Annotated in this window: 28 protein-coding genes; 16 read left to right on the top strand and 12 right to left on the bottom strand. The window is 73.2% G+C overall.

All coding sequences use genetic code 11. The annotated features are described in order from the left end of the window. Positions 1-139 precede the first annotated feature (139 nt). A complete protein-coding gene (locus ACIDOF_RS18000) occupies positions 140-547 on the bottom strand; it encodes a GNAT family N-acetyltransferase (RefSeq protein ID WP_409006907.1) in 408 nt (135 codons plus the stop codon). Between the two features lie 341 nt (positions 548-888). Between ACIDOF_RS18000 and ACIDOF_RS18005 the strand changes: the two genes are divergently transcribed. Continuing rightward, positions 889-2,088, top strand: coding sequence for a hypothetical protein (locus ACIDOF_RS18005; RefSeq protein ID WP_409006908.1), 1,200 nt, complete (start codon positions 889-891; stop codon positions 2,086-2,088). A 70-nt stretch (positions 2,089-2,158) separates the two neighbouring features. Here ACIDOF_RS18005 and ACIDOF_RS18010 read toward each other — a convergent pair whose 3' ends face one another. The 4 genes from ACIDOF_RS18010 to ACIDOF_RS18025 all read right to left on the bottom strand — a co-directional run bounded on the left by ACIDOF_RS18010 (position 2,159) and on the right by ACIDOF_RS18025 (position 5,420). Further along, positions 2,159-2,590: a tetratricopeptide repeat protein gene (locus tag ACIDOF_RS18010; RefSeq protein WP_409006909.1), complete on the bottom strand. Its 432-nt coding sequence runs from the start codon at positions 2,588-2,590 to the stop codon at positions 2,159-2,161. Positions 2,591-2,642: 52 nt separating this feature from the next. Next, a complete protein-coding gene (locus tag ACIDOF_RS18015; protein WP_409006910.1) occupies positions 2,643-3,251 on the bottom strand; it encodes a CE1759 family FMN reductase in 609 nt (202 codons plus the stop codon). After that, the gene (locus tag ACIDOF_RS18020; RefSeq protein ID WP_409006911.1) at positions 3,248-4,363 is read right to left on the bottom strand and encodes an LLM class flavin-dependent oxidoreductase; all 1,116 of its coding nucleotides are present in this window, start codon (positions 4,361-4,363) and stop codon (positions 3,248-3,250) included. The genes ACIDOF_RS18015 and ACIDOF_RS18020 overlap by 4 nt, the downstream gene beginning before the upstream one ends. 157 nt (positions 4,364-4,520) lie before the next feature. Then, the gene (locus ACIDOF_RS18025; RefSeq protein WP_409006912.1) at positions 4,521-5,420 is read right to left on the bottom strand and encodes a LysR family transcriptional regulator; all 900 of its coding nucleotides are present in this window, start codon (positions 5,418-5,420) and stop codon (positions 4,521-4,523) included. Positions 5,421-5,504: 84 nt separating this feature from the next. Between ACIDOF_RS18025 and ACIDOF_RS18030 the strand changes: the two genes are divergently transcribed. Both ACIDOF_RS18030 and ACIDOF_RS18035 read left to right on the top strand, forming a co-directional pair. Continuing rightward, complete coding sequence (locus tag ACIDOF_RS18030; protein ID WP_409006913.1) at positions 5,505-6,311, top strand: sulfite exporter TauE/SafE family protein; 807 nt, start codon at positions 5,505-5,507, stop codon at positions 6,309-6,311. 8 nt (positions 6,312-6,319) lie between these two features. Further along, positions 6,320-6,775 carry a hypothetical protein gene (locus ACIDOF_RS18035; RefSeq protein ID WP_409006914.1) on the top strand — a complete coding sequence of 152 codons (456 nt, stop codon included), beginning with the start codon at positions 6,320-6,322 and terminating at the stop codon, positions 6,773-6,775. A 23-nt stretch (positions 6,776-6,798) separates the two neighbouring features. Here ACIDOF_RS18035 and ACIDOF_RS18040 read toward each other — a convergent pair whose 3' ends face one another. After that, positions 6,799-7,245, bottom strand: coding sequence for a MarR family winged helix-turn-helix transcriptional regulator (locus ACIDOF_RS18040; RefSeq protein ID WP_409006915.1), 447 nt, complete (start codon positions 7,243-7,245; stop codon positions 6,799-6,801). Between the two features lie 107 nt (positions 7,246-7,352). On the opposite strand from ACIDOF_RS18040, the gene ACIDOF_RS18045 reads away from it, so the two are divergent. Together ACIDOF_RS18045 and ACIDOF_RS18050 are read left to right on the top strand one after the other, a co-directional pair. Further along, positions 7,353-7,994, top strand: coding sequence for a maleylpyruvate isomerase family mycothiol-dependent enzyme (locus ACIDOF_RS18045; protein WP_409006916.1), 642 nt, complete (start codon positions 7,353-7,355; stop codon positions 7,992-7,994). 57 nt (positions 7,995-8,051) lie between these two features. Continuing rightward, positions 8,052-8,909 carry a phosphotransferase gene (locus tag ACIDOF_RS18050; protein WP_409006917.1) on the top strand — a complete coding sequence of 286 codons (858 nt, stop codon included), beginning with the start codon at positions 8,052-8,054 and terminating at the stop codon, positions 8,907-8,909. A gap of 58 nt (positions 8,910-8,967) precedes the next feature. On the opposite strand, the gene ACIDOF_RS18055 is transcribed toward ACIDOF_RS18050, so the two are convergent. The 3 genes from ACIDOF_RS18055 to ACIDOF_RS18065 form a co-directional block, all read right to left on the bottom strand. Beyond that, positions 8,968-9,717 (bottom strand): sulfite exporter TauE/SafE family protein, encoded by a 750-nt coding sequence (locus ACIDOF_RS18055; RefSeq protein ID WP_409006918.1) that lies wholly within the window; start codon positions 9,715-9,717, stop codon positions 8,968-8,970. A 70-nt stretch (positions 9,718-9,787) separates the two neighbouring features. Further along, positions 9,788-11,137, bottom strand: coding sequence for an enolase C-terminal domain-like protein (locus tag ACIDOF_RS18060; protein ID WP_409006919.1), 1,350 nt, complete (start codon positions 11,135-11,137; stop codon positions 9,788-9,790). Between the two features lie 80 nt (positions 11,138-11,217). Then, entirely contained in the window at positions 11,218-12,609 is a 1,392-nt protein-coding gene (locus tag ACIDOF_RS18065; RefSeq protein WP_409006920.1) for a gluconate:H+ symporter, read from the bottom strand. Between the two features lie 97 nt (positions 12,610-12,706). Here ACIDOF_RS18065 and ACIDOF_RS18070 point away from each other — a divergent pair, with 97 nt between their 5' ends. From ACIDOF_RS18070 to ACIDOF_RS18080, 3 genes are all read left to right on the top strand, one after another. Beyond that, the gene (locus ACIDOF_RS18070; protein WP_409006921.1) at positions 12,707-13,531 is read left to right on the top strand and encodes an IclR family transcriptional regulator; all 825 of its coding nucleotides are present in this window, start codon (positions 12,707-12,709) and stop codon (positions 13,529-13,531) included. 437 nt (positions 13,532-13,968) lie between these two features. Continuing rightward, positions 13,969-14,580 carry an ankyrin repeat domain-containing protein gene (locus ACIDOF_RS18075; RefSeq protein ID WP_409006922.1) on the top strand — a complete coding sequence of 204 codons (612 nt, stop codon included), beginning with the start codon at positions 13,969-13,971 and terminating at the stop codon, positions 14,578-14,580. Then, positions 14,577-15,728 carry a YncE family protein gene (locus ACIDOF_RS18080; RefSeq protein WP_409006923.1) on the top strand — a complete coding sequence of 384 codons (1,152 nt, stop codon included), beginning with the start codon at positions 14,577-14,579 and terminating at the stop codon, positions 15,726-15,728. Before ACIDOF_RS18075 ends, ACIDOF_RS18080 begins: the two co-directional genes overlap by 4 nt. 40 nt (positions 15,729-15,768) lie before the next feature. Here the strand turns inward: ACIDOF_RS18080 and ACIDOF_RS18085 are convergent, their stop codons facing one another. Together ACIDOF_RS18085 and ACIDOF_RS18090 are read right to left on the bottom strand one after the other, a co-directional pair. Continuing rightward, a complete protein-coding gene (locus ACIDOF_RS18085) occupies positions 15,769-16,377 on the bottom strand; it encodes an HAAS signaling domain-containing protein (RefSeq protein WP_409006924.1) in 609 nt (202 codons plus the stop codon). Further along, positions 16,374-16,799, bottom strand: a complete 426-nt coding sequence (locus ACIDOF_RS18090) for a PadR family transcriptional regulator (protein WP_409006925.1) — start codon at positions 16,797-16,799, stop codon at positions 16,374-16,376. The genes ACIDOF_RS18085 and ACIDOF_RS18090 overlap by 4 nt, the downstream gene beginning before the upstream one ends. A gap of 107 nt (positions 16,800-16,906) precedes the next feature. Between ACIDOF_RS18090 and ACIDOF_RS18095 the strand changes: the two genes are divergently transcribed. Next, positions 16,907-17,218, top strand: a complete 312-nt coding sequence (locus ACIDOF_RS18095) for an ArsR/SmtB family transcription factor (RefSeq protein ID WP_409006926.1) — start codon at positions 16,907-16,909, stop codon at positions 17,216-17,218. Further along, positions 17,215-17,607: a VOC family protein gene (locus tag ACIDOF_RS18100; protein WP_409006927.1), complete on the top strand. Its 393-nt coding sequence runs from the start codon at positions 17,215-17,217 to the stop codon at positions 17,605-17,607. Before ACIDOF_RS18095 ends, ACIDOF_RS18100 begins: the two co-directional genes overlap by 4 nt. 126 nt (positions 17,608-17,733) lie before the next feature. On the opposite strand, the gene ACIDOF_RS18105 is transcribed toward ACIDOF_RS18100, so the two are convergent. Continuing rightward, a complete protein-coding gene (locus tag ACIDOF_RS18105; RefSeq protein ID WP_409006928.1) occupies positions 17,734-18,171 on the bottom strand; it encodes a MarR family winged helix-turn-helix transcriptional regulator in 438 nt (145 codons plus the stop codon). Between the two features lie 166 nt (positions 18,172-18,337). Between ACIDOF_RS18105 and ACIDOF_RS18110 the strand changes: the two genes are divergently transcribed. From ACIDOF_RS18110 to ACIDOF_RS18135, 6 genes are read left to right on the top strand one after another with little or no spacing between them, the layout of a single operon-like run. Next, the gene (locus ACIDOF_RS18110) at positions 18,338-19,096 is read left to right on the top strand and encodes a CoA transferase subunit A (protein ID WP_409006929.1); all 759 of its coding nucleotides are present in this window, start codon (positions 18,338-18,340) and stop codon (positions 19,094-19,096) included. Then, positions 19,093-19,743, top strand: a complete 651-nt coding sequence (locus ACIDOF_RS18115; RefSeq protein WP_409006930.1) for a CoA transferase subunit B — start codon at positions 19,093-19,095, stop codon at positions 19,741-19,743. Before ACIDOF_RS18110 ends, ACIDOF_RS18115 begins: the two co-directional genes overlap by 4 nt. Beyond that, on the top strand, positions 19,740-20,972 hold the full coding sequence (locus ACIDOF_RS18120; protein WP_409006931.1) for a thiolase family protein: 1,233 nt from the start codon (positions 19,740-19,742) through the stop codon (positions 20,970-20,972). Before ACIDOF_RS18115 ends, ACIDOF_RS18120 begins: the two co-directional genes overlap by 4 nt. A 12-nt stretch (positions 20,973-20,984) precedes the next feature. After that, on the top strand, positions 20,985-21,818 hold the full coding sequence (gene pcaH, locus ACIDOF_RS18125; RefSeq protein ID WP_409006932.1) for a protocatechuate 3,4-dioxygenase subunit beta: 834 nt from the start codon (positions 20,985-20,987) through the stop codon (positions 21,816-21,818). Position 21,819: 1 nt separating this feature from the next. Next, complete coding sequence (pcaG, locus tag ACIDOF_RS18130) at positions 21,820-22,416, top strand: protocatechuate 3,4-dioxygenase subunit alpha (RefSeq protein WP_409006933.1); 597 nt, start codon at positions 21,820-21,822, stop codon at positions 22,414-22,416. After that, positions 22,413-24,302: a lyase family protein gene (locus tag ACIDOF_RS18135; RefSeq protein ID WP_409006934.1), complete on the top strand. Its 1,890-nt coding sequence runs from the start codon at positions 22,413-22,415 to the stop codon at positions 24,300-24,302. Before pcaG ends, ACIDOF_RS18135 begins: the two co-directional genes overlap by 4 nt. Positions 24,303-24,314 lie beyond the last annotated feature (12 nt).

Below are 24,314 nucleotides of genomic sequence, written 5' to 3' on the forward strand. Positions count from 1 at the left end.
GGAATTCCTCTGAGGTCGACGGGAGGCGAGCGGAGCGACCTTAGCAGGATGACAATCATTTTCAACAAGTGGTCCGGTGGGCGGACGGCCGGGCGGTCGGGCGGACGGTCAGGCGGACGGTTGCAGGGAGCGGGCCGCGCTACATGTGCGGGCAGCGCTTCCCGCGCTCCACGAAGTCGATCCCCGTCTCCTCCGCGAGCGCGGCGAAGAAGCCGCGGCCCTGGGCGGACTGGCGTGAGGTGGCCCAGCTGTAGCCGGGGGCCAGGTCGGCGACGAGGGTGAGCGCCTCGCGGCCGACGCCGCGGCCCTGCCAGTGCGTGGCGACGGCGATGCTCGCGACGTACACCGCCGAGCACTCCGCGCACACCTGGTGGTCGAGCTGCCCGACCGGCCGTTCCTCGGCGTCGAAGAACGTCAGGAAACGCGGCCCCGCCGGAACGTCCGGGTCGACGGCGAGCCGGAAGTGCACGGTCCCGCACGCCGCCTCGTGCCCCGCCGACCGGAACAGCCGGTGCCGCCGCTGCCACCGCTCCAGCAGGCCGCTCATCTCGTACGCCCGAGGGGGCCGACGTGTCCGGCCGGAGGCAGGGGCGTGGGCCGGTCCTCGGGTGTGTGCGCCGTCGCACTCACGGGGCCTCCCGCACAGGGCAGTCGGGTCGACGAGCCGTCGGCTCCCGGGAGTTGGGGGCCCACACATCGACGTGTCCTGCGCACCCTACGGCCGCGGGCCGTCCACGGGGCAGGGATTTTGCGGGGGTTGTGCCGCACCTGTGGAGAACAAGCCACGTGAGCAGGGCTTCTGCTGACGGCCGTCCCCCTGACGGCCCGCGTCCGGCGCCCGTCTAGGCTGCGGGACGATCACGCCGACGCACGACCACGGGGGTTTGCTTGAGTTCCGCACGCGACGAGAGTCCTGCTCGCGACGCCAGTTCCGGTCGCGGCGGGGGCTCCGCACCCGACGACACTCCCGCTCGCGACGACAGTCCTGCTCCGGCCTGCCCTGCGCGGAAGAGGCTCGGGAAGGCGCTCGCCTGGGCCGCGGTCGCGGCGGTCGTCCTCGGCTTCGGCGTGTACGAGGCCAAGCCCCTCTGGCAGCACTGGTGGTACGCGTCGAACCTCTGCGGCGGCACCCTCGACTCGGCCGACCTCGCCGACGTCCTGCCCGACGAACGCCTGGAGGCGGGCCCCGACCGGGTCGACCTGGCGGACGGCGGCCTGGACTGCGCGATCCTCACCGACGACGACCACCGCGCCCTGTCCGTCGAGGTGATGTCGGGCGGGGGTGCGATCGGCATGCAGCTGGAGCAGTCGTTCACGATTCCGCACGAGCCCAGGTTCGTGTTCCCCGACGGGACTCCGGGCTTCAACGACCAGTTCGGGCCCGTGATCCTGCAGGAGTGCCCGAAGCTCGGCCGGGACGATCTCGGCCGGAAACAGCGCCTGTTGACCCGCGTACTGGGCCCGGTCACCACCGACGACCCCGAGCCCGCGCTGCTGCGGATCGCCGTGTCCGCCGCCAACGCGACCGCGGAGAAGTACGGCTGCGGCGCGCGGAAGCTGCCGCTGCCCGACCGCGTGAACGAGCCGGAGAACCGTCCGCTGACGCAGGCCGCCCGGTCGAAGGAGTGCGCCTGGCTCGCGGACGCCCGGCTGCCGAAGAACCCGTCGGGCGGCCCCTGGGAGTTCTCCGAGCGCGCGGCCGGCGACGTACCGGTCACGAGCTGCGTGCTGATCGACCCCACCAAGGGCGAGAACGGCAGGGAGGCCGCCGAGTTCACCGGCTGGTACGGCGACTGGACCCGCGAGCCGTTCGAGACACTGATCGGAGCCAACGTCGATACGGGTGACGAGACCGACGACGCCGTCATGGCCGAGCGGCTCGGCCGCGCCACCGCCCGCTGCGACGACGAGGACGCCAACTTCCTGGCGTACGGCAAGCCCCGCGAGAACGACTACGCCGACCTCTACCTGACGGGCTCTCAACTACGGCCGCTGCTCGCGGAGTTCGCCGCCGACCAGAAGAAGCGGCACGGCTGCGCCGAGCTGAACCTCCCGGGCCCCACGATCCACCCGATGCGCGACCGCTGAGCCCGACCCGGTACACGTACGACGGCGGCCGGGTGCGCAGCACCGCGCACCCGGCCGCCGTCACGGGGGCCTACTCCACCGGCTCGGCCTCGAACGCCCCCGCCATCCGCAGCCAGGGCGCCGCCTCCTCCTTCCGGCTCTGCCGCTCCAGGGTGCGACCGAGCATCAGATGGGCGTACGAGTCGACCGGGTCCCGCTCGATCACCGCGCGCAACTCCGCCTCGGCGCGGCCCAGTTGGGCGGAGTGGTAGTAGGCGCGGGCGAGGAGCATCCGGGCCGCCGTGTGCTCGGGGAACTCCTCGACCACCTCGGCGAGCAGCCGCGCCGCCGCCGCGTACCGCTTGTCCCCGTACAGCAGCCCGGCCCGCTCCCAGCGCTCCGCCGGGGACTCCTCCCGGGTGACGGCCGCCTCGGGGCCGTCGTCGAAGAGGTGCAGTGCGCCCGCCCAACGGTCCTCGGTCGCCCGGCCGTCGGGGCCCACGCTCTCGAACCTGTCGGTCATCGCCGTTCCCTTCGTTCTCTTCTTCTGTTGCTCTGCGAGGCCTTCGGGCGTGCTACTCGGCCCGGAGCGCGGCCAGTTGCTCCTCGAACGGCACGACGGCGAAGTCCTCGCCGGTGCCGCTCGACCGCGGCGCGTGGTTCACCACGCCGCCCGCCATGAGTCCGGCGAGCTCCCGCGCGGCCCGCTCGATCCGCCCGTCGAGCCCGGCGGCGCCCCAGTCCTCGGACGCCGCGTAGACCGCGGTCGGCACGGTCAGGGCCCGCAGGTACGAGAACAGCGGGCGCATCGCGTGCTCCAGGACCAGCGAGTGCCGGGCGCTGCCGCCGGTCGCGCCGAGCAGCACCGGCTTCCCGCTGATGGAGTCCTTGTCGAGCAGGTCGAAGAACGACTTGAACAGTCCGCTGTACGAGGCGGAGAACACCGGCGTGACCACGATCAGTCCGTCCGCCGACGCCACCGCGTCCAGCGCGTCGGCCAGGGCCTTGCCCGGGAAGCCGCTGGTGAAGTTCCGCGCGATCTCCGTCGCGAGCTCCCGCACCTCGACGACCCGCACCTCGACGGGCTGTTCTGCCTGTGCCTGCACGGACGCGGTCAGCCGGTCCGCGAGCAGCCGGGTCGACGAGGGCACGCTCAGCCCGGCCGAGACGACGGTCAGCTTCATCGAACGGTCACCCCTTCCTGGGAGTTCTCGGAGTCCTGGGAGTTCTTCGCGGCGAGCAGGGACTGGTGGGTGGGCGCGTCCGGGACGCCGGCCGGGCGCAGCTTGGCGAACTCCTCGCGCAGCACGGGGACGACTTCCTCGCCGAGGATGTCGAGCTGCTCCAGGACGGTCTTGAGCGGCAGGCCGGCGTGGTCCATGAGGAAGAGCTGGCGCTGGTAGTCGCCCGCGTAGTCGCGGAACGACAGGGTGCGCTCGATGACCTGTTGCGGGGAGCCCACGGTCAGCGGGGTCTCACGGCTGAAGTCCTCCAGGCTCGGCCCGTGTCCGTACACGGGGGCGTTGTCGAAGTACGGGCGGAACTCCCGTACCGCGTCCTGCGAGTTCTTCCGCATGAACACCTGGCCGCCCAGGCCGACGATGGCCTGCTCGGGGGTGCCGTGGCCGTGATGGGCGAAGCGGGTGCGGTAGAGCTCGATCATCTTCTTGGTGTGGTCGGCGGGCCAGAAGATGTTGTTGTGGAAGAAGCCGTCGCCGTAGTAGGCGGCCTGTTCGGCGATCTCCGGGGACCGGATGGAGCCGTGCCAGACGAACGGCGGTACGTCGTCGAGGGGGCGGGGGGTGGAGGTGAAGCCCTGCAGCGGGGTGCGGAACTTGCCCTCCCAGTTCACCGACTCCTCACGCCACAGGCGGCGCAGCAGGGCGTAGTTCTCCACGGCGAGCGGGATGCCCTGGCGGATGTCCTGGCCGAACCACGGATAGACCGGGCCGGTGTTGCCGCGCCCCATGATCAGGTCCGTACGCCCGTCGGCGAGGTGCTGCAGCATCGCGAAGTCCTCGGCGATCTTCACCGGGTCGTTCGTCGTGATCAGCGTGGTGGAGGTGGACAGGATCAGGTTCTCCGTCCGCGCCGCGACATAGCCCAGCATCGTGGTCGGCGACGACGGCACGAACGGCGGGTTGTGGTGCTCACCGGTCGCGAAGACGTCCAGGCCGACCTCCTCGGCCTTCTGCGCGATGGCGACGATCGCCTTGATCCGCTCGTGCTCGGTCGGCGTGCGACCCGTGGTCGGGTCCTGCGTCACGTCACCGACACTGAAGATCCCGAACTGCATGGGAGCCACCTCCGTATTAGTTTACGATTCAACTAACCCCCTCAGCGTAGCAGGCGTACGGGATATTCCCCACTCGGGGGAGGCGGAGGAAGCGCAGGTCAGGGGCGGTACCGGGTCCGGAGCTCGGGCGGGTGGGGGGCCCGGGGGCGCCTGCCGCCTACCGCGTGCCGCGCGCCGCCGCCCGCCGCAGATGCTCGGCCAGCGACTCGACGGCTTCCGGGCGTGCGCTCCCGCCGACGCCGCGGGCGAGGAGATGGGTGCGCCGGGCCCAGGGCTCGCGCAGCTCGCACACGTCGAGGGGCAGGTCCGGGTCGAGGGCGTGCCGCGGGACCACGGCCAGGCCGACGCCCGCGGCGGTCAGCGCGATCAGGGTGTGCAGGCTGGCGACGCTGGTCCGGTGCCGTACCGCCGGGGCGTGCGGACCGAGGTGCCGGTCGATCCAGCGCCGCAGCGACGAGCCCGGGTCGAGCCCGACGAGCGGATGCTCGGCGACCTCGCTGTACGTGAGCGACGTACGGCCCGCGAGGATTCCGTCCTTCTGGCCCGCCACCACCAGCGAGTCGTCGCCGAGCGGTTCGAGGGGCAGCCCGCAGTCGCGCGCCTCGTCGTCCACCACGACGCCGAGGTCGCCCTCCCCGTCGGCGAGCAGCCGCACCGTCTCGGGGGTGCGGCACTCGCGCAGCCGCACGTCGACGTCCGGATGCGCCCGCAGGAACGACACCAGGGCCTCGGGCACGAGCCGGTGCATCGCCGAGCCGCCGCTGAGAAGGGTGAGCGGCGCGGTGGGCGGACGGCTGTAGCCGGCGACGGCGCTCTCCAGGCGGGCCGTACGGTCCAGGACCTCGCGCGCGTGCCGGGCCAGGGTCGTGCCCGCCGGTGTGGGGCGCACGCCGCGCCGCCCGCGCTCCAGGAGCGTCACCCCGGCGTGATGTTCGAGCGACCGCACCCGTGCGCTCGCCGACGGCAGACTCAGATGCATACGGCGCGCGCCCGCCGTGATGGAGCCCTCCGTGACGATGTGCAGGAAGAGGCGGAGGTCGTCGAGGTCGTAGCGCACGCCGTCGAGCCTATGGCTCAGCCTTAGGCTGCGTACACCGATCACGCATTGTGCACGCCCGTGCGCCCGCGCGATGCTCGGGCGATGTCCGAGACGCTGCCCGCCCTGCCCGCCCTTCCGGTCATGCCCGCGCTGCCGGTTCTGCTCGTGCTCTGTGCCGGTGTCGTCGCCGGGATGCTCAACTCCGTCGGTGGAGGCGGCACGTTCGTGGCGCTGCCCGCCCTGGTCGCCGCAGGCCTCGCCCCGGTGACGGCCAACGCGGCGTCGACGATCGCGCTGGTGCCCGGGGCGGTGGCCAGTGCCTGGGTGTACCGGCGCGAGATCACCCCGCTCGGGCCCGCCTCCACCAAGGCCCTGACCGCGCTCAGCGTGCTCGGCGGCGCGCTCGGGGCCGTGCTCGTACTGCTCCTGCCGTCGGCGTCGTTCGAGGCTGCCGTGCCCTGGCTGCTCGCCTTCGCGACCCTCGTCCTGGCCTTCGGCAGGCGCCTCGCGACCCGGCTCGGCGAGGCCCTCGGGCGGCCGCTCGGGATGAGCGGGCGGGCCGTCCTGATCGGCCAGTTCGTCCTGGCGCTCTACGGCGGATACTTCGGCGGGGCCGTAGGCATCATGATGTTCGCCCTCTGGTCCGTCGGCCTCGGCCTCGACACCTCGACCGGCAACCCGATGCGCGTCGCCCAGCTCGCCGCCGTCTACCTCAGCGCCACCGTCCTGTTCCTCTTCGCCTCGGACGCCCTGGACACCCCGCTGATCCTCGCCGCGATGCTGACGGGCGCGGTCGCGGGCGGCTTCACCGGCGCCCACGTGGCCCGCCGCCTCCCCGAACGCGTGCTCCGCGGCACGATCCTCACCATCGCCGTCACGATGACGGTCCTCTATTTCGTACGGGGGTGACGGCGCACATGACGCGGCACGAGCGGCACGAGCGGCACGAGCGGTGTGAGCCGCGCGAGTCCCGTGAGCCGTGCGCGGGCTCCGCCCAGGCGGTGCCGGACGTGCTGCGGGCCAGGCTCGCCGTCGCCCAGGCGGCCTGCGAACTCGCCGAACTCGCCCGCGCCGCCGTGCCGTTGAGCCCCGCGCCGCCGCAGCCGGGGGACACGCTGGCCGAGGCCGACCACGTGCTCGCCGCGGCACGCCGGTACGTGGCCGCTGCCGAACGGTACGAACGGCTCGCCGCGGGCGGGGAGTTGGGGCCCGGGGGCGACGGCGAGGCGGGGGCGTGGTGGGGCGCGTACACGGACCTGGCGCCCCGCGAGGCCGCCGCCGACCTGGATGAGTGGGTGCTGCGGCACGCGGACGGGGAGTGCTGTGCGGGGCCGGCGCCGGTGTCGGGAGCGCTGCGGTCAACTTCCGTGTGAACGACGGCAGTTGGACAGGATGGTCATAGTCGGGCCCAGGGGTCGGTGATCTCGCGCAGCAGGGTGAGCGACTCGCGCAGTTGCCGCATCCGGCGCGCCCCGATGTGCGCCTCCCACTTCGCCTCTTCCTCGGCCACCACCGCGTCCGCGACCCGCTTGGCCGCCCACGCGCGCTCCGCGCCGCACACCAGACGGGCCCGCCTGTCGGTCGGGTCCGGGGTGCGCTCCACGTACCCCGCCTTCTCCAGCTGGTCGACGAGGAAGCCGGCCGTCTGCTTGGTGATCTGGGCCTGCGCCGCCAGCTCGGTCAGGCGGGTGCCGTGCGGGCCGATGCGCTGCATGAGCCGGGCCTGCGCGGGCGTCAGATCGTCGAAGCCCGCCTCGTCCAGCGCGGCGAAGACCCGGTTCTCCAGCGCGCGGTACGGGATGAACAGGAGCACGCCCGTGCCGAGCTCGCTCTCCGCTGCCATCCTGGACTCCTCCCGACCGGCTTCCGGGTCGCTGCAGACCCTTGACTTCAGTCAGAGAAACTGACTACTTTGGTCAGTGAAGCTTACCACTTGAGTGGGTGATCCCGATGGCCGTGACCGCAGTCCTCGGAGCCGAGGAGCGCTGGCGGATCGTCGACGCCGAGCGCGCGAGCCTGGCCGAGCTCCTGGAGGGCCTGACGCCCGCGGAGTGGGAGACGCCCACGGCCTGCGGGGACTGGCGGGTCAGGGACGTGGCCGCGCATCTCACACTCGCCGCGCGCTCCACGTACCGCTGGGCGCTGCGCGAGTTCCTGCGCGCGCACGGCGACACCGACCGGATGATCCACGACACCGCCGTCCGCGCCGCCGCACGGCCCACCGCCGAGATCGTCGCCGACCTGCGCGCGATCGTCGGATCCCGGCGGCTCGCGCCCGGCACCACCGCCCGCGAGCCGCTGCTCGACCTGCTCGTGCACGGCCAGGACATCGCCCTCGCGCTCGGCCGCGACCGGCCGATGCCGCCGCGCGCCGCCCGGGACGCCGCCGACCGGGTCTGGACGATGCGCTTCCCGCCCCGCCCCTGGCCCCTGCCCGAGGCCCGCCTGGTCGCCACCGACATCGACTGGGCCCGCGGTGGCGGCGACGAGATCCGCGGCCCCGTCTCGGCCCTGCTCCTGCTGCTCACCGGCCGTCCGGAGGCTGCCGAGCCCCGCCTGACCCGCACGGCACGACGGCCCGCCGACGCATAATGCCCGTACGTACGCCCAATGCGCCGTCGTGCGACGGGACTTGACGAGGGGGAGGGTATGGAGCCGTCACAGCTCCGCCGCGCGGTCGACGCGGGCCGGGCGACCGCCGTGGGGCTGGGCCTGCCGGTCGACGAAGTGGTCGTCGTGCACGACTCGGACCGGGTCGCCCTGCGCCTGCTGCCCTGCGATCTGCTCGCCCGCGTCACGCCCCAACTGGACGCCGGGGGCGCCGGGTTCGAGGTCGAGATCGCGCGCCGCCTCACCGCCGTCGGCGCGCCCGTGGCCGAGCTCGACCCCCGCGTCGAGCCCCGGATCCGGGTCCGCGACGGCTTCGCGATCTCCCTGTGGACGTACTACCCGCCCACGGAACCGCAGATCGACCCGGCCGCCTACGCCGACGCGCTCGCCCGCCACCACGCAGCCCTGCGCCGCGCCGAGGCGGACCTCGTGGCCGACCTGAAGGTGCCGCACTTCACCGAGCGGGCCGAAGCCGCGCTCGCCGTCGTGACCGACCGCGTGCGCTCGCCCGAACTGCCCGACGCCGAGCGGGAGTTCCTTGCCCGTACCCTCCGCGAGCTGAGCGCGGAGATCGCCGGGGCGGGGGCCGGAGAGCAGGTGCTGCACGGCGAGCCCCACCCCGGCAACCTCCTCGCCACTCGCAGGGGGCCGCTGTTCGTGGACCTCGGCACGTGCTGCCGCGGACCCGTCGAGTTCGACCTCGCGCACGCGCCCGAGGACGTCGCCGCGCACAGCCCGGACGCCGACCAGAACCTGGTCCGTACGTGCCGGGCCCTCAACTGGGCCCTGTTCTCGGCCTGGCGCTGGCGGTCCGACGACCGCATGCCGGACCGCGCCCGCCTGCGGACGGAGGGCCTGGACCGGGTACGTGCCCTCAGACGGTCGGGGGCGGGGTAAGAGGCCCGGGCGCGGGTTCACCGGGCGGTTGCGCCGCGCAGTCCCCCGGGGGCGTGCCCTAGTACCAGAGCGACCCCGCCAGCCCCAGGCCCGCCAGGGCGATGCCGATGCGCAGGGGTTTTTCCGGGAGGTGGCGGACGATCACCGGGCCCAGGCGGCTGCCCGCGAGGCAGCCGAGGCCGAGGGCCGCGGCGGCGCCCCAGTGGACCGGGGCGAGGAACGCGTAGGCCACCGCGGCGGTCACGTTGGCGGCGCCGGTCGCGATGTTCTTCACCGCGTTCGTCACCGGCAGCGGCTCGCTCGCCGACAGCGACAGCACCGCGAGCATCAGCACCCCGGCCGCCGCCCCGAAGTACCCGCCGTACAGGCCGACGAGCAGCACCGCACCCGCCAGGGCGTACGACGTGCCGTCCTCGCGGGCCGGGAGGCGCTCCACCAGGCGGCGCAGCGGTTCGCGGAGCAGGATCAGGACCGAGCCGAGGGCGATCAGCCACGGCACGACCGCCTCGAACGCCGACGCCGGCGTGGTCAGCAGCAGCGCCGCGCCGAGGGTCCCGCCGGCCGCCGCGAGCAGGCCGAGGCGGACCAACCGCCGCCGCTGGCCGCGCAGTTCGGCGCGCGAACCGGCCGCCGTGCCCACGGTGTTGGTGAACAGCGCCACCGTGTTGGTGACGTTCGCGGCGACCGGCGGCAGCCCGGCGGCAAGGAGAGCCGGATAGCTGAACAGCGACGCGAGCCCCGCCACCGACCCCGACAACCCGGACGCCACCCCCGCCGCCACCAGCAGTACCGCCGAACCGCCGTCCACGTCCGTACCCCCGTTTCCTTCCCGCGGATTCTCTCGTACGCCTGCCCCCCCCGAAGTGCGAGGGCGTCGGTCAGCGCACCAGGCAGGGGCGCTTCGGGTCGAACGTCCAGCCGGGGACGAGGAACTGCATGGCGGCGCTGTCGTCCCGGGCGCCGAGGGTCTTCTCCAGGTACAGCTCGTGCGCGGCGGCCAGCCGGTCCCGGTCGAGGGTGACGCCGAGGCCCGGCGCGTCCGGCACCGCGATCTCGCCGTCGACGATGCGCGGGGGAGCGGTCGTGAGCTGCTCCAGGCCCTCCTGCCAGATCCAGTGCGTGTCCAGGGCGTTGTACGCGCCGGGCGCCGCCGCGCCGCAGTGCGTGACCATGGCCAGGGAGATGTCGAAGTGGTTGTTGGAGTGGCAGCCCCAGGTCAGCCCCATCGCGTTGCACAGCTGCGCCACCCGCACCGAGCCGCGCATGGTCCAGAAGTGCGGGTCGGCGAGCGGGATGGACACGGACTGCAGGGCCAGGGCGTGCGTCAACTGCCGCCAGTCCGTGGCGATCATGTTGGTGGCCGTGGGCAGGCCGGTCGCCCGCCGGAACTCGGCGAGCACCTCGCGCCCCGAGTAGCCGTCCTCCGCCCCGCACGGGTCCTCGGCGTACGCGAGCACGTCCGTCAGCGGCGCGCACAGCTCCACCGCCTCGCGCAGCGACCAGGCGCCGTTCGGGTCGAGGGTGATGCGGGCCTCGGGGAAGCGCTCCTTGAGGGCCCGTACCGAGGCGACCTCCGCGGCGCCGGGCAGTACCCCGCCCTTCAGCTTGAAGTCCCGGAAGCCGTACCGCTCGTACGTGGCCTCGGCCTGCCGGACGATGGCCTGAGGGGTGAGCGCCTCCTCGTGCCGGATGCGGTGCCAGGGGTCGGCGGCGTCGGGCTCGCGGGCGTAGTCGAGGTCGGTGCGGTCGGGGTCGCCGACGTAGAAGAGATAGCCCAACACCCGTACGGATGCGCGCTGTTGGCCGTCGCCGAGGAGGGCGGCCACGGGCACGTCGAGGTGCTGGCCGAGCAGGTCGAGCAGGGCGGACTCGACGGCGGTGACAGCGTGCACGGTGGTGCGCAGGTCGAAGGTCTGGGCGCCGCGACCGCCCGCGTCACGGTCCCGGAAACGGTCGCCGATCTCCCGCAGGACGCGCTGATAGTCGCCCAACTTCGCACCCACGACGAGGGGTTCGGCGTCCCGCAGCGTCTGCGTGATCTTCTCGCCGCCGGGCACCTCGCCGAGCCCCGTACGGCCCTCGGAGTCGGTGAGGACGACGACGTTGCGGGTGAAGTACGGGCCGTGGGCGCCGGACAGGTTCAGCTCCATGCAGTCCCGGCCGGCGACGGGCACGACTTCGAGCGCGGTGACGGTCGGCTGGGAGGAGGTGCGGGTCGTGCGGCTCATGGGGTCCTTCTGTCGTTCGGTGCGGCTGGCACGGGCATGAAGTCCCGTGCGTACGAGGGAGGTTGAGGGGGAGTCAGGCGTCACAGGCTGAGGGCGTCGAGCACGCCCTCCATCGCGAGGACGCCGCCGAGCCCGAGGACCGCGAGGGTCGTCGTGTACGTCGTACGGGCCTTGATGGCGTCGATCACGGAGAGGTTGAAGTACTCCTTGAACATCCAGAAACCCGGGTCGTTCACATGGGAGAAGGCGATCGAGCCGCAGGAGACGGCGAGGACCATCATCTCGGGGTGCGCGCCGCTGCCCGCGAGCAGCGGCAGCACCACACCGGACGCGGTGACGACGGCGACCGTCGCGGAGCCGAGGGCGATCCGCAGGATGGCGGCGATCAGCCAGGCGAGCAGCAGCGGCGAGATGGACCAGCCGTCGGTGACGTCCTTGATGTAGTCGGAGATCCCGCCGTCGATCAGGACCTGCTTGAACGCCCCGCCCGCGCCGATGACCAGCAGAATCATGGCCATCGCGGACGCCGCGGACGTGCAGGAGCCGGCGACCTCGCCGAGGCTGCGGCCGATGCGCGGCCCGAACGCCCACATCGCGAGCAGCAGGGTGAGCAGCAGCGCGATCGGCGCCGAGCCGATGAACTCGGCGGTGTGCAGGACCGGGCTCTCGCTGCCCGCCCACACCATGTCGGCGACGGCGGCGCCCGCGATCAGCACGACCGGGAACAGCGCGACGAACAGCGACCAGCCCATGCCGGGCATCTCGTCGTCCTCGAAGACCCGCTCGCTGACCAGGCCCTTCGGCAGCTCCGGGTTCATCCGGCGGACGAACGGCAGCCGCGGCCACACCAGGGCGATCAGCGCGCCGGCCGGCACGGCGATGAACAGGCCGTAGAACAGGGTGAGTCCGGCGGACGCCTCGAACGTGGCGGCGACGGCGGTGGGGCCGGGGTGCGGCGGCAGGAAGCTGTGCATCGTCGACAGGGCGATGGACATCGGCAGGCCGACCCAGAGCAGGTTGGCGCCGGTCACCCGGACCAGGGTGAACGCGACCGGGACGATGATGACGAAGGCCACCTCGTAGAACATCGTCACGCCGATCAGCATCGCCGCGACCACCATCGCGACCTGCACCCAGCGCGGCCCGAACGCGGAAAGCAGCCGGTCGGCGATGCGCTGGGCGGCGCCGGAGTCGCCCATCACGCGGCCGACCATGGCGCCCAGGCCGATGGTCAGCATGGTGTCGCCGATCTGGCCGCCGATGCCCTCCGCGAGCACCTCCGATATCTCGGCCACGGGTATGCCCTGCACCAGGGCGACACCGACCGCCACCAGCAACAGGGCGGCGAAGCCGTTGAGTTTGAGCCTGGTCATGAGCAGCAACAGGACCAGCACGCTGATGCCGACGACGAGCAGAGGCACCTTCAGTTCTCCTTCGAACCCTCGGCCGGGGGAGGCCCGTTCACCTCCCATCCGGATATCCGGATGACGTCCACGTATGCGAACGGAGGTTAGGTGCGTGAATCCGAGCCGGTCAATGGGTGTGCGGCCACGAATTACGATCGACGCCATGGCGCAAAGCAGTAGGTCATCCGGGCCGGTCGGCGGTGAGCGGGGCAGAGGGCCGCGCGGAGTGAAGTCCGCGGCGCGCACCGTGGCCCTCCTCGAACTCCTCGCCTCCCGCGGCGAGGAGCCCTCCCGCCTCGACGAACTCGCCGCGGAACTCGACGTGCCGCGCAGCAGCATGTACGAACTCCTGCGCACCCTCGCCGACTGCGGCTGGGTCCGCACCGACAGCACCGGCTCCCTCTACGGCATCGGCATCCGCGCCCTGCTCACCGGCACCAGCTACCTCGACAGCGACAAGCACGTCCGTACGATCAGGCCGTTCCTCGACGAGGCGTCCGACGCGCTCGGCGAGACCATCCACCTGGCGCGGCTCGACGGGCAGGACGTGGTGTACCTCGCCACCCGCGAGTCGCACGAATACCCGCGCACCCTGAGCCGCGTCGGACGCCGCATCCCCGCGCACGCCTGCGCGCTCGGCAAGGCGCTGCTCGCCGAGCGGCCGGACGCCGAACTCCCGCTGCCCGCCGAGCCGTTCACCGCGTACACGGAGAACACGCCCGTCACCCGTGCCGCCCTCCTCGCCGACCTGGCGGGCATCCGCGAGCGCGGCTGGTCGGCGGAGCGCGAGGAGACCGTCCCGGGGATCGCGGGCTTCGGGTTCGCGCTGCGGTACGCGGAACCGGCGACGGATGCGATCAGCTGCTCGGTGCCGGTGAGTCGGCTGACGCCGGAGCACGAGGAGCGCATCGTGATGGTGATGCGGGAGATCCGTGCCCGGATCGAGGGCGTGCTGCCGTTGGTCCCGGGGGCGCCGGACTGGCGGTGAGGGGTGCGTTCCGGGTGGTGCTCGCCCCTGCGGCGCCGTGGTGGCCGGCGTCCTGTGGAATCCCCTCCCCGCCCCTTCCCGAAAGCCTGCGGCGCTGTTCGTTCGTCTGCTGCGCCGTCGTGGCTGGTCGCGCAGTTCCCCGCGCCCCTGAAAACAGCCCCTCCGGCGTTTGAGGAGCGGGGTCCAGGGGCTGGCCCCCGTGCCGACGGCAGTCTTTCGGGAAGGGGCGGGGTGGGGGCCGATGTGGAGCCTGTCCGGCGATTGAGGACGCGAGCCCGCAGGGCGATGCCGCTCACCGGGGAGGAAGAAGCTGCTTACAGGGTAGGAAGGGCCCCGCCCATCGACCGATCGGATGACATCCCCCAGCCGGTACGTCGACCGGCACCCCACCGCCACCCCCGCACGATGGAACCCGAGGACAGGACCGAGGAGCGTGGGTGACCGTGACCAGAACCAACGAGCAGGACCGGGCCCTGCTGCACGCCGCAGCACAGGGCGACACCGAAGGCGTCCGCGCCGCCCTCACCGCCGGCGCGAACCCGGAGGCCCGCGACGCGCAGGGCCGCACCGCCCTGCTCCTCGCCGCGAGCGCCGACCACGTGCCCGTCGCCCGCGTACTCGTCGCCGCCGGCGCCGACCCGAACGCGCAGGACGCCCGCGACGACAGCCCCTGGCTGGTCACCGGTGTCACCGGCAGCGTCGACATGATGCGGGTCCTGCTCGCCGCGGGCGCCGACCTCACCCTGCGCAACCGCTTCGGCGGCATCGCGCTGATCCCCGCGGCGGAACGCGGCCACGTCGACTACGTACGGGCCCTGCTGCGCGAGACCGACATCGACGTCGACCACGTCAACTACCTGGGCTGGACCGCCCTGTTGGAGGCGGTGATCCTCGGCGACGGCGGCCGGGACCACCAGGAGATCGTGGAGCTGCTCGTCACCGCGGGCGCCACGCCCGGCCTCCCCGACGGCGACGGCGTCACCGCCCTGGAACACGCCGAACGCCGCGGCTTCGACCGCATCGCCGGCCTCCTGCGAGCCGTCCGATGAGCCGCCGGATCGGCCGTACGACGCACCGCGCCCGGCGCGCCCGCCGTACCGGGCTGGTCGTGGCGGCCGCCGCCGTCGCCCTGCTCGCCGGCTGCAGCAGCACGCAGGCCGCCGGGCCGGGCGAGGGCGACGAGCCCGCGAAGGTCGCACCGGGCGCCGAGCCGGACGGGCGTACCCCCGAAGGCACCCTCCTCGTGGCCGACTTCGGCTCCGACACGGTCACGTTCGTCGACCCGGACAAGGGCCCGATCGACAGCGTCGAGGTCGGCACGGCCCCGTACGGGCTCGTCGTCGGCGAGGACGGCCGGGCCTGGGTGGCGACCGCGGAGGGCGTCGCCGTCGTCGACACCCGCACGCGCGAACGCCAGGCGCTCATCCCGTACGAGACGGACTCCGGGCCCGCGGCGACGGGCGAGTACCGCGGCGGAGGCATGGGCATCGCGCTCGCGCCGGACGGCGAGCACGTGTACGTGGGCGTCAACGTGCCCGGCGGGAACGGGGTGTTGGAGACCGTCGACACCCGCAGCCGCGAGGTCACCGACACGGCCCCGGTCGGCCGCCGCCCCTTCGACGTGGACGTCTCGCGCGACGGCCGAGAGGTGTACGCGACGGACCACGACTCCTTCGACGTGACCGTGGTCCCCGCCGACGGCGAGGGCGAGCCGCGCCGCATCGAGGTCGCCCCGTACGGCACCGAGGGCGGCCTCGGCTCCTGGCTGAAGCCGCACTACGCGGTCGTACGGCCCTCCGACGGGAAGCTGCTGTTCCCCTTCGAGGGCGAGAAGCTGGTCGTGGTCGACCCGCGCACCGGGGACTCCCGGGTCGAGCGGATGACGGCGAACACGCACCAGCACGGCGCGACGATCACCGAGGACGGCACCCTGTTCGTCGTCGGCACCGGCCCCATCGGCTCGTCCGACGAGGACCCGTCCCTCACCATCCGCACCGCGGACGGCGAGGAACGGGTGATCCCGCTCGGCGGCCCGCACGAGGACGTCGCCGTCTCCCCGGACGGCCGTACCGCCTACGTCAGCGGCGGCTTCACCCGCGACGGCTACTGGCACGGCATCACCGTCGTGGACGTGGAGAGCGGCAAGACGTCCCGACTCACGGCGGGGGAGCGGCCGTTGGGCATCGCCGTGCTGTGAGCGGCCCGTACGACCCGCCCGGGTGAGGGGCCTGCGTGGTTCAGCGGCGGCGGGTCGCCCACAGCCACCCGGCGGCGAGCAGGGCGAGGACGATCTGCACGGCGCTGATGACGTCCACGACCGTGGGGTTCGGCGGGTCGATGTAGTAGACGGCGACGTTGATGCCCAGGGTCGTCACGAACGCGAGGAACGTGGCGATCGCCTTGTCCCGGATCCTCCAGCAGGTCGCGACCCAGAGGAGCACGAGCCCGGCGAGGCGGCCGATCGTGCCGAGCGGCAGCACCGCGAAGCCGAGGGGCAGGGACAGCGCGATCAGCAGCACCGGCAGCAGCGCCGGAACCTTGTCCCGGAAGCCCTGCTTGGCGGGCGGCGCGACGGGGTTTCCGGCTCCGGGCCCGGCTCCCGCTCCGGCGCCGGCCCCGACTCCGGACTCGGCGAGCGCGGTGGCCGCGATGGTGCGCGGGTCGCCCAGCTCGCGCAGCACCTCGTCGAGCGCGTCCGGACGCTCCGCGAGCGCCACCTCGATGTGCTCGGCGAGGTCCGCCAGCAGCTCCTGACCGCGCTCGGGCGGAAGCGCCGAGGCCTCCCGCCGCACGGCCGCGAGGTACGCGTCGATCTCGGTATTCCCTGCGTTCTCTGCGGCCTTCATCGTTCCCCTCCGGATGACTCGGACCGCCCCTGCGGCGGTACGAGAAAGTGGTCCACTGCGTCCCGGAACCCCGGCCAGATCCGCGCGAACTCGGCGAGCGCGGCACGCCCCGCGTCCGTCAGCTCGTAGTAGCGCCGGGGCGGGCCCGACGTGGACTCGCGCCAGCTCGTCTCGACGAGTTCGTCCCTGCGCAGCCGGGAGAGCAGCGGATAGACGGTGCCCTGACTGGTCGCCAGCGCCCCGGACTGCTCCAACTCGCGCAGCAACTCCACGCCGTACCGCGGCCCGTCCTGCATGAGGGCGAGCACGCAGTACTCCAGCACGCCCTTGCGGAGCTGGCTCTCGGCTTTGCCGGGGGCCTTTCCGGGGGGCTTGCCGGTGGTCTTCTCGGCGGGGCGGTTGCTCGCCTTGCCTGGTTCCATGCAATGCACAGTACCTTGCGCAGCGAGAGGGAGGTCAAGGGGGGTGGGCTCGGGTCGTGTTCGCGGTCGGGTTGATAGGCAAGTGGCTACTTGCCTATGGTGGATGCATGGCCGATGACCTTTTCAAAGCCTTGGCCGACCCCACCCGCCGCACGATCCTCGACGAGCTCGCCGAGCGCTCAGGGCAGACACTGTTCGAGATCTGCGGGCGGCTGAGCATGAAGCACCAGCTCGGCCTCTCGCGCCAGGCGGTCTCCCAGCACCTCGCCGTGCTGGAGGCCGCGGGGCTCGTCGAGAGCAGGCGGGAGGGCCGCTACAAGTACCACGACCTGAACACCGGGCCGCTGCGGCAGATCACCGAGCGCTGGCCCGTGTCCGGGACGCCCGCCCCTTCAGGACCGGAAGAGAGCACCCCATGAAGATCCATCTGACCAGCGTCTTCGTCGACGACCAGAGCAAGGCCGAGCGCTTCTACACCGAGACCCTCGGCTTCGTGAAGAAGTACGACGTCCCGGTGGGCGCCCAGGACCGCTGGCTGACCGTCGTCTCGCCCGAGGAGCCCGAGGGCACGGAACTCCTCCTGGAGCCCGCCGGTCACCCGGCCGTCAAGCCGTACCGTGACGCGCTCGTCGCCGACGGCATCCCGATCGCCCAGTTCGCCGTGCCGGACGTACAGGCGGAGTACGAGCGCCTCACCGGGCTCGGCGTGCACTTCACGCAGGAGCCGGTGGAGATGGGGCCGGTGACGACGGCGGTGTTCGACGACACGTGCGGGAACCTGATCCAGATCGCGACTCAGCCGGAGTGACCCTCGCGGGTGCCGGGCGGGACGCGTGCCGCGAGGTGTCCCGCCCCTCCGTGCGGCGGGTCGAGGTCTGAACGGCAGGCCCTGGCCCCGCAGGCCCTAGCCCCGCAGGCCCTAGCCCCGCAGGCCCTAGCCCCGCAGTCCCTCCGCCGCGTCCGCCACGCGTTGCAGCAGTCCGAGGAACGTCTCCTGCTCCTCCGCGTTCAGCGGAGCCAGGAAGAGCTGGTTCATGCGGGTCGTCCGGGGCGCGAGGCGGCGGTGGACCCGGTGGCCCTCGTCCGTCGCGTGGAGGACCGAGCGGCGGCCGTCCTTCGGGTCGCGGACCTTGTCGAGCAGGCCGCGGTCGACCAGGCGGCGGATCACCTCGGCGACCGTGGACCGGTCGAGCCGCACGCGTTCGCCCACCGTCCGCTGGTCCAGGCCGGCCTCCTCGACCAGCGCGTTCAGGACCGCGAACTGCGGCGACGTGACGTCCTCCGAGACGACCGTGTGCCACAGCAGGGTGTGTGCCTGCTGCAGTCGGCGGGCCAGATGGCCGGGGTGCGTGCTGAGGTCGAGCGCGGGCACGTGCGTCCTTCCTTCGGACTCCTCGTCGGGACTCCTCGTCCCCGGAATGCTCCTTGTACTGAGGGTCTTGACCCAGGCCAGACATGATGCCACGCTTCCGACTCGTAGGTAGATAGTCAGTGCACTGAGCATTTTCGGGTGAGCTGAAGAGGGCAGGAGCGTGACGATGGACAAGGTGGTGGCCACGGCCGCCGACGCGGTGGCCGACGTCCGGGACGGGGCGTCGCTCGCGGTCGGCGGGTTCGGCCTCAGCGGCGTGCCGAACGCGCTGATCGAGGCCGTGCACGCGCGCGGCGTCGGCGGCCTCTCGGTCGTGTCGAACAACTGCGGAGCCATGGACTCCGGCCTCGCCGTGCTGCTCGCGGCCGGCCGGATCGCCCGCGTGACCGGCTCGTACATCGGCGCCAACAAGGAGTTCGCGCGGCAGTACCTCGCCGGTGAGCTGGAGGTCGAGCTGATCCCGCAGGGCACGCTCGCCGAGCGGCTGCGCGCCGGGGGCGCGGGCATCCCCGCCTTCTACACCCCGGCCGGGGTCGGCACCCAGGTGGCCGAGGGCGGCCTGCCCTTGCGGTACGACGGGGAAGGCGGCGTCGCGCTGGCCTCGCCGCCGAAGGAGGTCCGGGAGTTCGACGGCGTCAGTTACGTCCTGGAGCGCGGCATCCGCACCGACTTCGCCCTCGTACGGGCCGCGAAGGGCGACCGGCACGGCAACCTGGTGTTCGCCAAGTCCGCCCGGAACTTCAACCCGCTCGCCGCTATGGCCGGACGCGTCACCGTCGCCGAGGTCGAGGAACTGGTCGAGCCCGGGGACATCGACCCCGACCAGGTGCACGTGCCCGGGATCTTCGTGCAGCGTGTGGTGCAGCTGACCGCCGAGCAGGCGGCCGACAAGCGGATCGAGCAGAGGACGGTGCGGACCCGATGAGCTGGACCAGGGACGAGATGGCGGCCCGCGCCGCCCGCGAACTCCGCGACGGCGAGTACGTCAACCTCGGCATCGGCCTGCCCACCCTGATCCCGGGCCACCTGCCGCCCGGCGTCGAGGTCGTCCTGGAGTCGGAGAACGGCATCCTCGGCACCGGCCCGTACCCGTACGAGGACGAGGTCGACCCGGATCTCGTCAACGCCGGCAAGGAGACCGTCACCGTCCTTCCCGGGGCGTCGTTCTTCGACTCGGCGCTGTCCTTCGGGATGATCCGCGGCGGCCACATCGACGTGGCCGTGCTCGGCGCCATGCAGGTGTCGGCGCGCGGCGACCTCGCCAACTGGGCCGTGCCCGGCAAGCTCGTCACCGGCATCGGCGGCGCCATGGACCTGGTGCACGGGGCCCGCCGGGTGATCGTCACCATGACCCACACCGCGAAGGACGGCTCGCCGAAGCTGGTGGAGGAGTGCAGCCTGCCGCTCACCGGCAAGGCCTGCGTCGACCGGATCGTCACCGATCTCGGCGTCCTCGACGTCACGCCGGACGGCCTCGCCCTGGTCGAGACCGCGCCCGGCGTCACCGCCGCCGAGATCGTCGCCCGCACCGCCGCCCCGGTGCACGTCCCCGAGGAGGCCGCCGCCCGATGACCAACGCCAACACACGCAAGAACGCGTACAAGGACGTCTACGTCGTCGACGCCGTCCGCACCCCCGTCGGCAAGTACGGCGGCGGCCTCGCCGGGGTCCGTCCCGACGACCTCGCCGCCCACGTCATCCGTGAACTCCTCGCCCGTACACCGGAGTTGGACCCTGCGCGGATCGGCGACGTGTACTTCGGCAACGCCAACGGCGCCGGTGAGGAGAACCGCAACGTCGCCCGCATGGCCGCGCTGCTCGCCGGCCTGCCCACCTCGGTGCCCGGCGCCACCGTCAACCGGCTCTGCGCCTCCGGGCTCGAAGCGGTGGTCCAGGCGGCCCGCGCCGTCGCCGTCGGGGACGCGTCGGTGGTCCTCGCGGGCGGCGTCGAGTCGATGAGCCGCGCCCCGTACGTGCTGCCCAAGAGCGAGCGGGCCTTTCCCGCCGGGCACGCCGAGCTGTACTCGACGACTCTCGGCTGGCGCATGGTCAACCCGCGGATGGCGCCCGAGTGGACCGTGCCGCTCGGTGAGTCCGCCGAACTCATCGCCGACAAGCACAAGATCACCCGCGAGCAGCAGGACGCGTACGCCCTGCGCAGCCACCAACGCGCCGCCCAGGCATGGGAGTCGGGGCTGTTCGCCGACGAGGTCGTGCCCGTGCCGGTGCCCGCCCGCAAGGGGGACCCGGTGCCGTTCGAGCGGGACGAGTCGCTGCGCGCCGACACCTCCCTCGACGCTCTCGCCCGCCTCAAGCCGTCCTTCCGGCCCGACTCCGGCACCGTCACCGCCGGCAACGCCTCCCCGCTCAACGACGGCGCCGCCGCGCTGCTGCTCACCGACGAGGAGGGGCTGCGCGCGACCGGTCGTACGCCGCTGGCGCGGATCTCGGCGACCGGCGTGTCCGCCCTGGAGCCGCACTACTTCGGGCTCGCCCCCGTCGAGGCCGTCCACCGCGCGCTCGACAAGGCGGGAAAGAGCTTCACCGACCTGTCGACCCTGGAGCTCAACGAGGCCTTCGCCGCGCAGGTCCTCGGCTGCCTCGCCGAGTGGCCCGAGTTCGACGAGGCGGTCCTCAACCCGCAGGGCGGCGCCATCGCCCTCGGCCACCCGCTCGGCGCCTCCGGGGCCCGGCTCGCCGGGACCGTCGCCCACCAGCTCGCCCGCAAGGGCTCGGGCGTGGGTGTCGCCACCCTCTGCATCGGTGTCGGCCAGGGCCTCGCCCTCGTACTCGAACGCTAGGAGTTGACGTCCATGTCCACCGAGACCACCCGGAGCGCCGGGACGCAGGTTCCCGAACAGGCCGTCCCCGCACGGGAGTTGACGCAGGCCGACATCGACCGGCAGATCGCCCGCGAGCGCGAGGCGTACGAGAAGAGCCTCGCCGGGGGCGCCGCGCCGAGCCACCATCCGCGGCGCGACTACGCCCCGTACCGCTCCAGCGTCCTGCGCCACCCCGCGCAGCCGCCGGTCGCCATCGACACCCGGCTCGACCCGGAGGCCGTCGAACTGTCCTCGCCGGCCTTCGGCGAGACCGACGTCACTGAACTCGACAGCGACCTCACCCGGCAGCACCAGGGCGAACCGCTCGGCGAACGCATCACCGTCACCGGGCGCCTGTCGGACCGTCAAGGGCGGCCTGTGCGCGGCCAGTTGATCGAGCTGTGGCAGGCCAACGCCTCCGGCCGCTACGCCCACCAGCGCGACCAGCACCCCGCGCCGCTCGACCCCAACTTCACCGGTGTGGGGCGGGTGCTGACCGGCGACGACGGCTCGTACCGCTTCACCACCATCAAGCCCGGCGCCTACCCGTGGCGCAACCACACCAACGCCTGGCGGCCCGCGCACATCCACTTCTCGCTGTTCGGCACCGCCTTCACGCAGCGTCTCGTCACCCAGATGTACTTCCCGGGCGACCCGCTCTTCCGCTACGACCCCATCCTGCAGTCCGTGACCGACGAGGCCGCCCGCAACCGGCTCGTCGCCGCCTACGACCACGACCTGTCCCGGCCCGAGTGGTCCCTCGGCTACCGCTGGGACATCGTGCTCGACGGCCCCGCCGCCACCTGGATCGAGGAGGGACGCTGACATGAGCACCCCGGCCCTGCCCACCCCGTCGCACACCGTCGGCCCGTTCTACGGCTACGCCCTGCCCTTCCCCGGCGGCCCCGACGCCGCCCCGCACGCCCACCCCGACACGATCACCGTGCACGGCCGGGTCCTCGACGGTGCGGGCGCACCCGTACCGGACGCGCTCCTGGAGTTCTGGGGCCCGGACGGTTCCGGTCAACTCCCGTCTGTCGGCGGCTCGTTGCGGCGCGACCCGGTCACCGGCGGCTTCCTCGGCCGCAACGGCGTCGACTTCACGGGCTTCGCGCGCGTCGCCACCGACGCCGACGGCCACTGGGCGATCCGCACCCTGCGCCCCGGCGCCCGCGGCCCGCACGCCCCGTACCTGAGCGTCTGCGTCTTCGCGCGCGGCCTCACCCACCACCTGTTCACCCGCGTGTACGTGCCGGACGAGGCCCCTTCCGTCGAGGGCGCCCCACTGTCCGACCCGTTGCTCGGCTCCCTCCCGCCCGAACGCCGAGCCACTCTGCTCGCGACCGCCGAGCCGCACGCCACGTACCGCTTCGACGTGCGCCTGCAAGGGCCGGACGAGACCGTGTTCCTGGAGTTCACGTGACGTACGAGCAAGACGCCGCTGACGGGCTGGATCTGGGGCTGCTCGCCCCCGGACGGGCCGCCGCGCCCACCGAACTCGCCACCGGTGACCGGCAGTTCCTGCAGGCCATGCTCGACGCGGAGGCCGCCCTCACCCGCGCACAGGCCGAGCTGGGCCTCGCCCCGGGGAGGGCGGCCGACGCGGTGACGGACGCCGCGCGCGCCGAGCGGTTCGACGTACGCGCCCTCGCCGTGCGGGCCCGCGCGGGCGGCAACCCGGTGATCCCGCTGGTCGCCGACCTCACGGCCACCGTGCCCGAGGACGCCCGGGAGTACGTGCACCGGGGCGCCACGAGCCAGGACATCCTGGACACGGCCGCGATGCTGGTCGCGTCCCGCGCGATCGACCTGATCCTGCCCGAACTCGACCACGCAGCAACGGAGTTGGCCCGTCTCGCCGCCGCCCACCGGGACACGCCGATGCCGGGCCGCACCCTCACCCAACACGCCGTCCCCACGACGTTCGGCCTGAAGGCGGCAGGCTGGCGCGCGCTGATCCTCGACGCCCGCGACCGGCTCACTGCGGTACGGGACGCACTGCCCGCCCAACTCGGCGGCGCGGCCGGGACGTTGGCCGCATTCGGAGCTTTTCCCGGGCCGGCGGAGGGGCCGGGCCCTGCCGTTTCGGGCGGCGTCCCGGGGCCCGGGGGAGTGGGGGAGGAGTCGGGCGCTGTCGGTTCCGGGGCCGGATCGCCTCCCGCCGGGCCGAGCGCCCCCTCGGATTCCGCCGGGCCGGGCGACGAGCCGGGTCCCGGCGGAACGGGTGGCGGGCTGAGCCTTGGTAGTCCGGGCGACGAGCTGAGTTCGGGCGGTCCGGGGGGTGTCCCGTCGGGGGCGGGGCCGGATTCGACCCTGAGTTCCGGTGGGCCGGGTGGCGTCCCGGGGGTGGGGTGCGTTGCGCCGGGTGCCGCCGCGTCGGGTGGGGAGTCGGGTTTCGGTGGGCCGAGCCTCGGCGGCCGAGAGCGCGTTGCGCCGGCCGAGAGTCAGGGGATGGCCGGTCCGGGCGGTGGGGCAAGTCTTGGCGGTGCGGGCGTTTCCTCGGGGGAGGGGCCGGAGTCGGCCGCGCCGAGCGGTGAGCCCGGTTCCGGCCGACCGGGCGGCGAGCCCCGTTCCCCCCTGCCCGGCGGGACCCCCGTCCTTCGGCTGCCCTCCGCCTACGCCTGCCAACTCGCGCTTGCCGCCCCCGAGTTGCCGTGGCACACCCTTCGTACCCCGGTCGCCGACCTCGCCGGTGTGCTGGCGTTCGCGGCCGGTGCGCTCGGTAAGTTCGCCGGGGACGTGCTCGTGCTCTCCCGTACCGAGATCGGGGAGGTCGCCGAGGGCGGCGGTGGAGGGTCGTCGGCCATGCCGCACAAGGCCAATCCCGTGCGTGCCACGCTCATCGCCGCCGCGGCCCGCCGTGCCCCCGGCCTCGCGGCCACGCTGTACGGCAGTGTCGCGGCGGAGGACGAACGGCCCGCCGGGGCCTGGCACGCCGAGTGGGAGCCGCTGCGGGACCTGCTGCGCACGGTCGGCGGGGCCGCCCGTGACGCGGCCGAACTCGCCGCCGGGCTGCGGGTGTTCCCGGACCGGATGCGGGCCCACCTCGACCTCACCGACGGCCTGATCGTCTCCGAACGCCTGGCTGCCGCGCTCGCGGTCCCGCTCGGCCGGGCGCGCGCCAAGCAGCTCCTGTCCGAGGCGGCGGCCGACGGCCTTGCGGGGGAGGCGAGTTGGCCCGAGCTGTTGCGGGCCGAGGGCCTCGACGAGGCGACGATCGCCGCGCTCGACCTTCCCGCCCTCACCGACCCGACCCGCTACACGGGGGCCGCCGCAGCCCTCACCGACCGTGCGCTCCGACGTCGTTGAGCCACGCCCCGA

It is taken from the genome of Streptomyces sp. Da 82-17 (assembly GCF_046098215.1).
GTDB lineage: Bacteria > Actinomycetota > Actinomycetes > Streptomycetales > Streptomycetaceae > Streptomyces.

Bases quoted from the DNA above. Each gene is read 5' to 3' on its own strand.
- ACIDOF_RS18000 (WP_409006907.1), bottom strand. From the start codon at position 547: ATGAGCGGCCTGCTGGAGCGGTGGCAGCGGCGGCACCGGCTGTTCCGG.
- ACIDOF_RS18010 (WP_409006909.1), bottom strand. From the start codon at position 2,590: ATGACCGACAGGTTCGAGAGCGTGGGCCCCGACGGCCGGGCGACCGAG.
- ACIDOF_RS18015 (WP_409006910.1), bottom strand. From the start codon at position 3,251: ATGAAGCTGACCGTCGTCTCGGCCGGGCTGAGCGTGCCCTCGTCGACC.
- ACIDOF_RS18020 (WP_409006911.1), bottom strand. From the start codon at position 4,363: ATGCAGTTCGGGATCTTCAGTGTCGGTGACGTGACGCAGGACCCGACC.
- ACIDOF_RS18030 (WP_409006913.1), top strand. From the start codon at position 5,505: ATGTCCGAGACGCTGCCCGCCCTGCCCGCCCTTCCGGTCATGCCCGCG.
- ACIDOF_RS18035 (WP_409006914.1), top strand. From the start codon at position 6,320: ATGACGCGGCACGAGCGGCACGAGCGGCACGAGCGGTGTGAGCCGCGC.
- ACIDOF_RS18040 (WP_409006915.1), bottom strand. From the start codon at position 7,245: ATGGCAGCGGAGAGCGAGCTCGGCACGGGCGTGCTCCTGTTCATCCCG.
- ACIDOF_RS18045 (WP_409006916.1), top strand. From the start codon at position 7,353: ATGGCCGTGACCGCAGTCCTCGGAGCCGAGGAGCGCTGGCGGATCGTC.
- ACIDOF_RS18050 (WP_409006917.1), top strand. From the start codon at position 8,052: ATGGAGCCGTCACAGCTCCGCCGCGCGGTCGACGCGGGCCGGGCGACC.
- ACIDOF_RS18060 (WP_409006919.1), bottom strand. From the start codon at position 11,137: ATGAGCCGCACGACCCGCACCTCCTCCCAGCCGACCGTCACCGCGCTC.
- ACIDOF_RS18065 (WP_409006920.1), bottom strand. From the start codon at position 12,609: ATGGGAGGTGAACGGGCCTCCCCCGGCCGAGGGTTCGAAGGAGAACTG.
- ACIDOF_RS18070 (WP_409006921.1), top strand. From the start codon at position 12,707: ATGGCGCAAAGCAGTAGGTCATCCGGGCCGGTCGGCGGTGAGCGGGGC.
- ACIDOF_RS18080 (WP_409006923.1), top strand. From the start codon at position 14,577: ATGAGCCGCCGGATCGGCCGTACGACGCACCGCGCCCGGCGCGCCCGC.
- ACIDOF_RS18085 (WP_409006924.1), bottom strand. From the start codon at position 16,377: ATGAAGGCCGCAGAGAACGCAGGGAATACCGAGATCGACGCGTACCTC.
- ACIDOF_RS18090 (WP_409006925.1), bottom strand. From the start codon at position 16,799: ATGGAACCAGGCAAGGCGAGCAACCGCCCCGCCGAGAAGACCACCGGC.
- ACIDOF_RS18095 (WP_409006926.1), top strand. From the start codon at position 16,907: ATGGCCGATGACCTTTTCAAAGCCTTGGCCGACCCCACCCGCCGCACG.
- ACIDOF_RS18100 (WP_409006927.1), top strand. From the start codon at position 17,215: ATGAAGATCCATCTGACCAGCGTCTTCGTCGACGACCAGAGCAAGGCC.
- ACIDOF_RS18110 (WP_409006929.1), top strand. From the start codon at position 18,338: ATGGACAAGGTGGTGGCCACGGCCGCCGACGCGGTGGCCGACGTCCGG.
- ACIDOF_RS18115 (WP_409006930.1), top strand. From the start codon at position 19,093: ATGAGCTGGACCAGGGACGAGATGGCGGCCCGCGCCGCCCGCGAACTC.
- ACIDOF_RS18120 (WP_409006931.1), top strand. From the start codon at position 19,740: ATGACCAACGCCAACACACGCAAGAACGCGTACAAGGACGTCTACGTC.
- pcaH (WP_409006932.1), top strand. From the start codon at position 20,985: ATGTCCACCGAGACCACCCGGAGCGCCGGGACGCAGGTTCCCGAACAG.
- pcaG (WP_409006933.1), top strand. From the start codon at position 21,820: ATGAGCACCCCGGCCCTGCCCACCCCGTCGCACACCGTCGGCCCGTTC.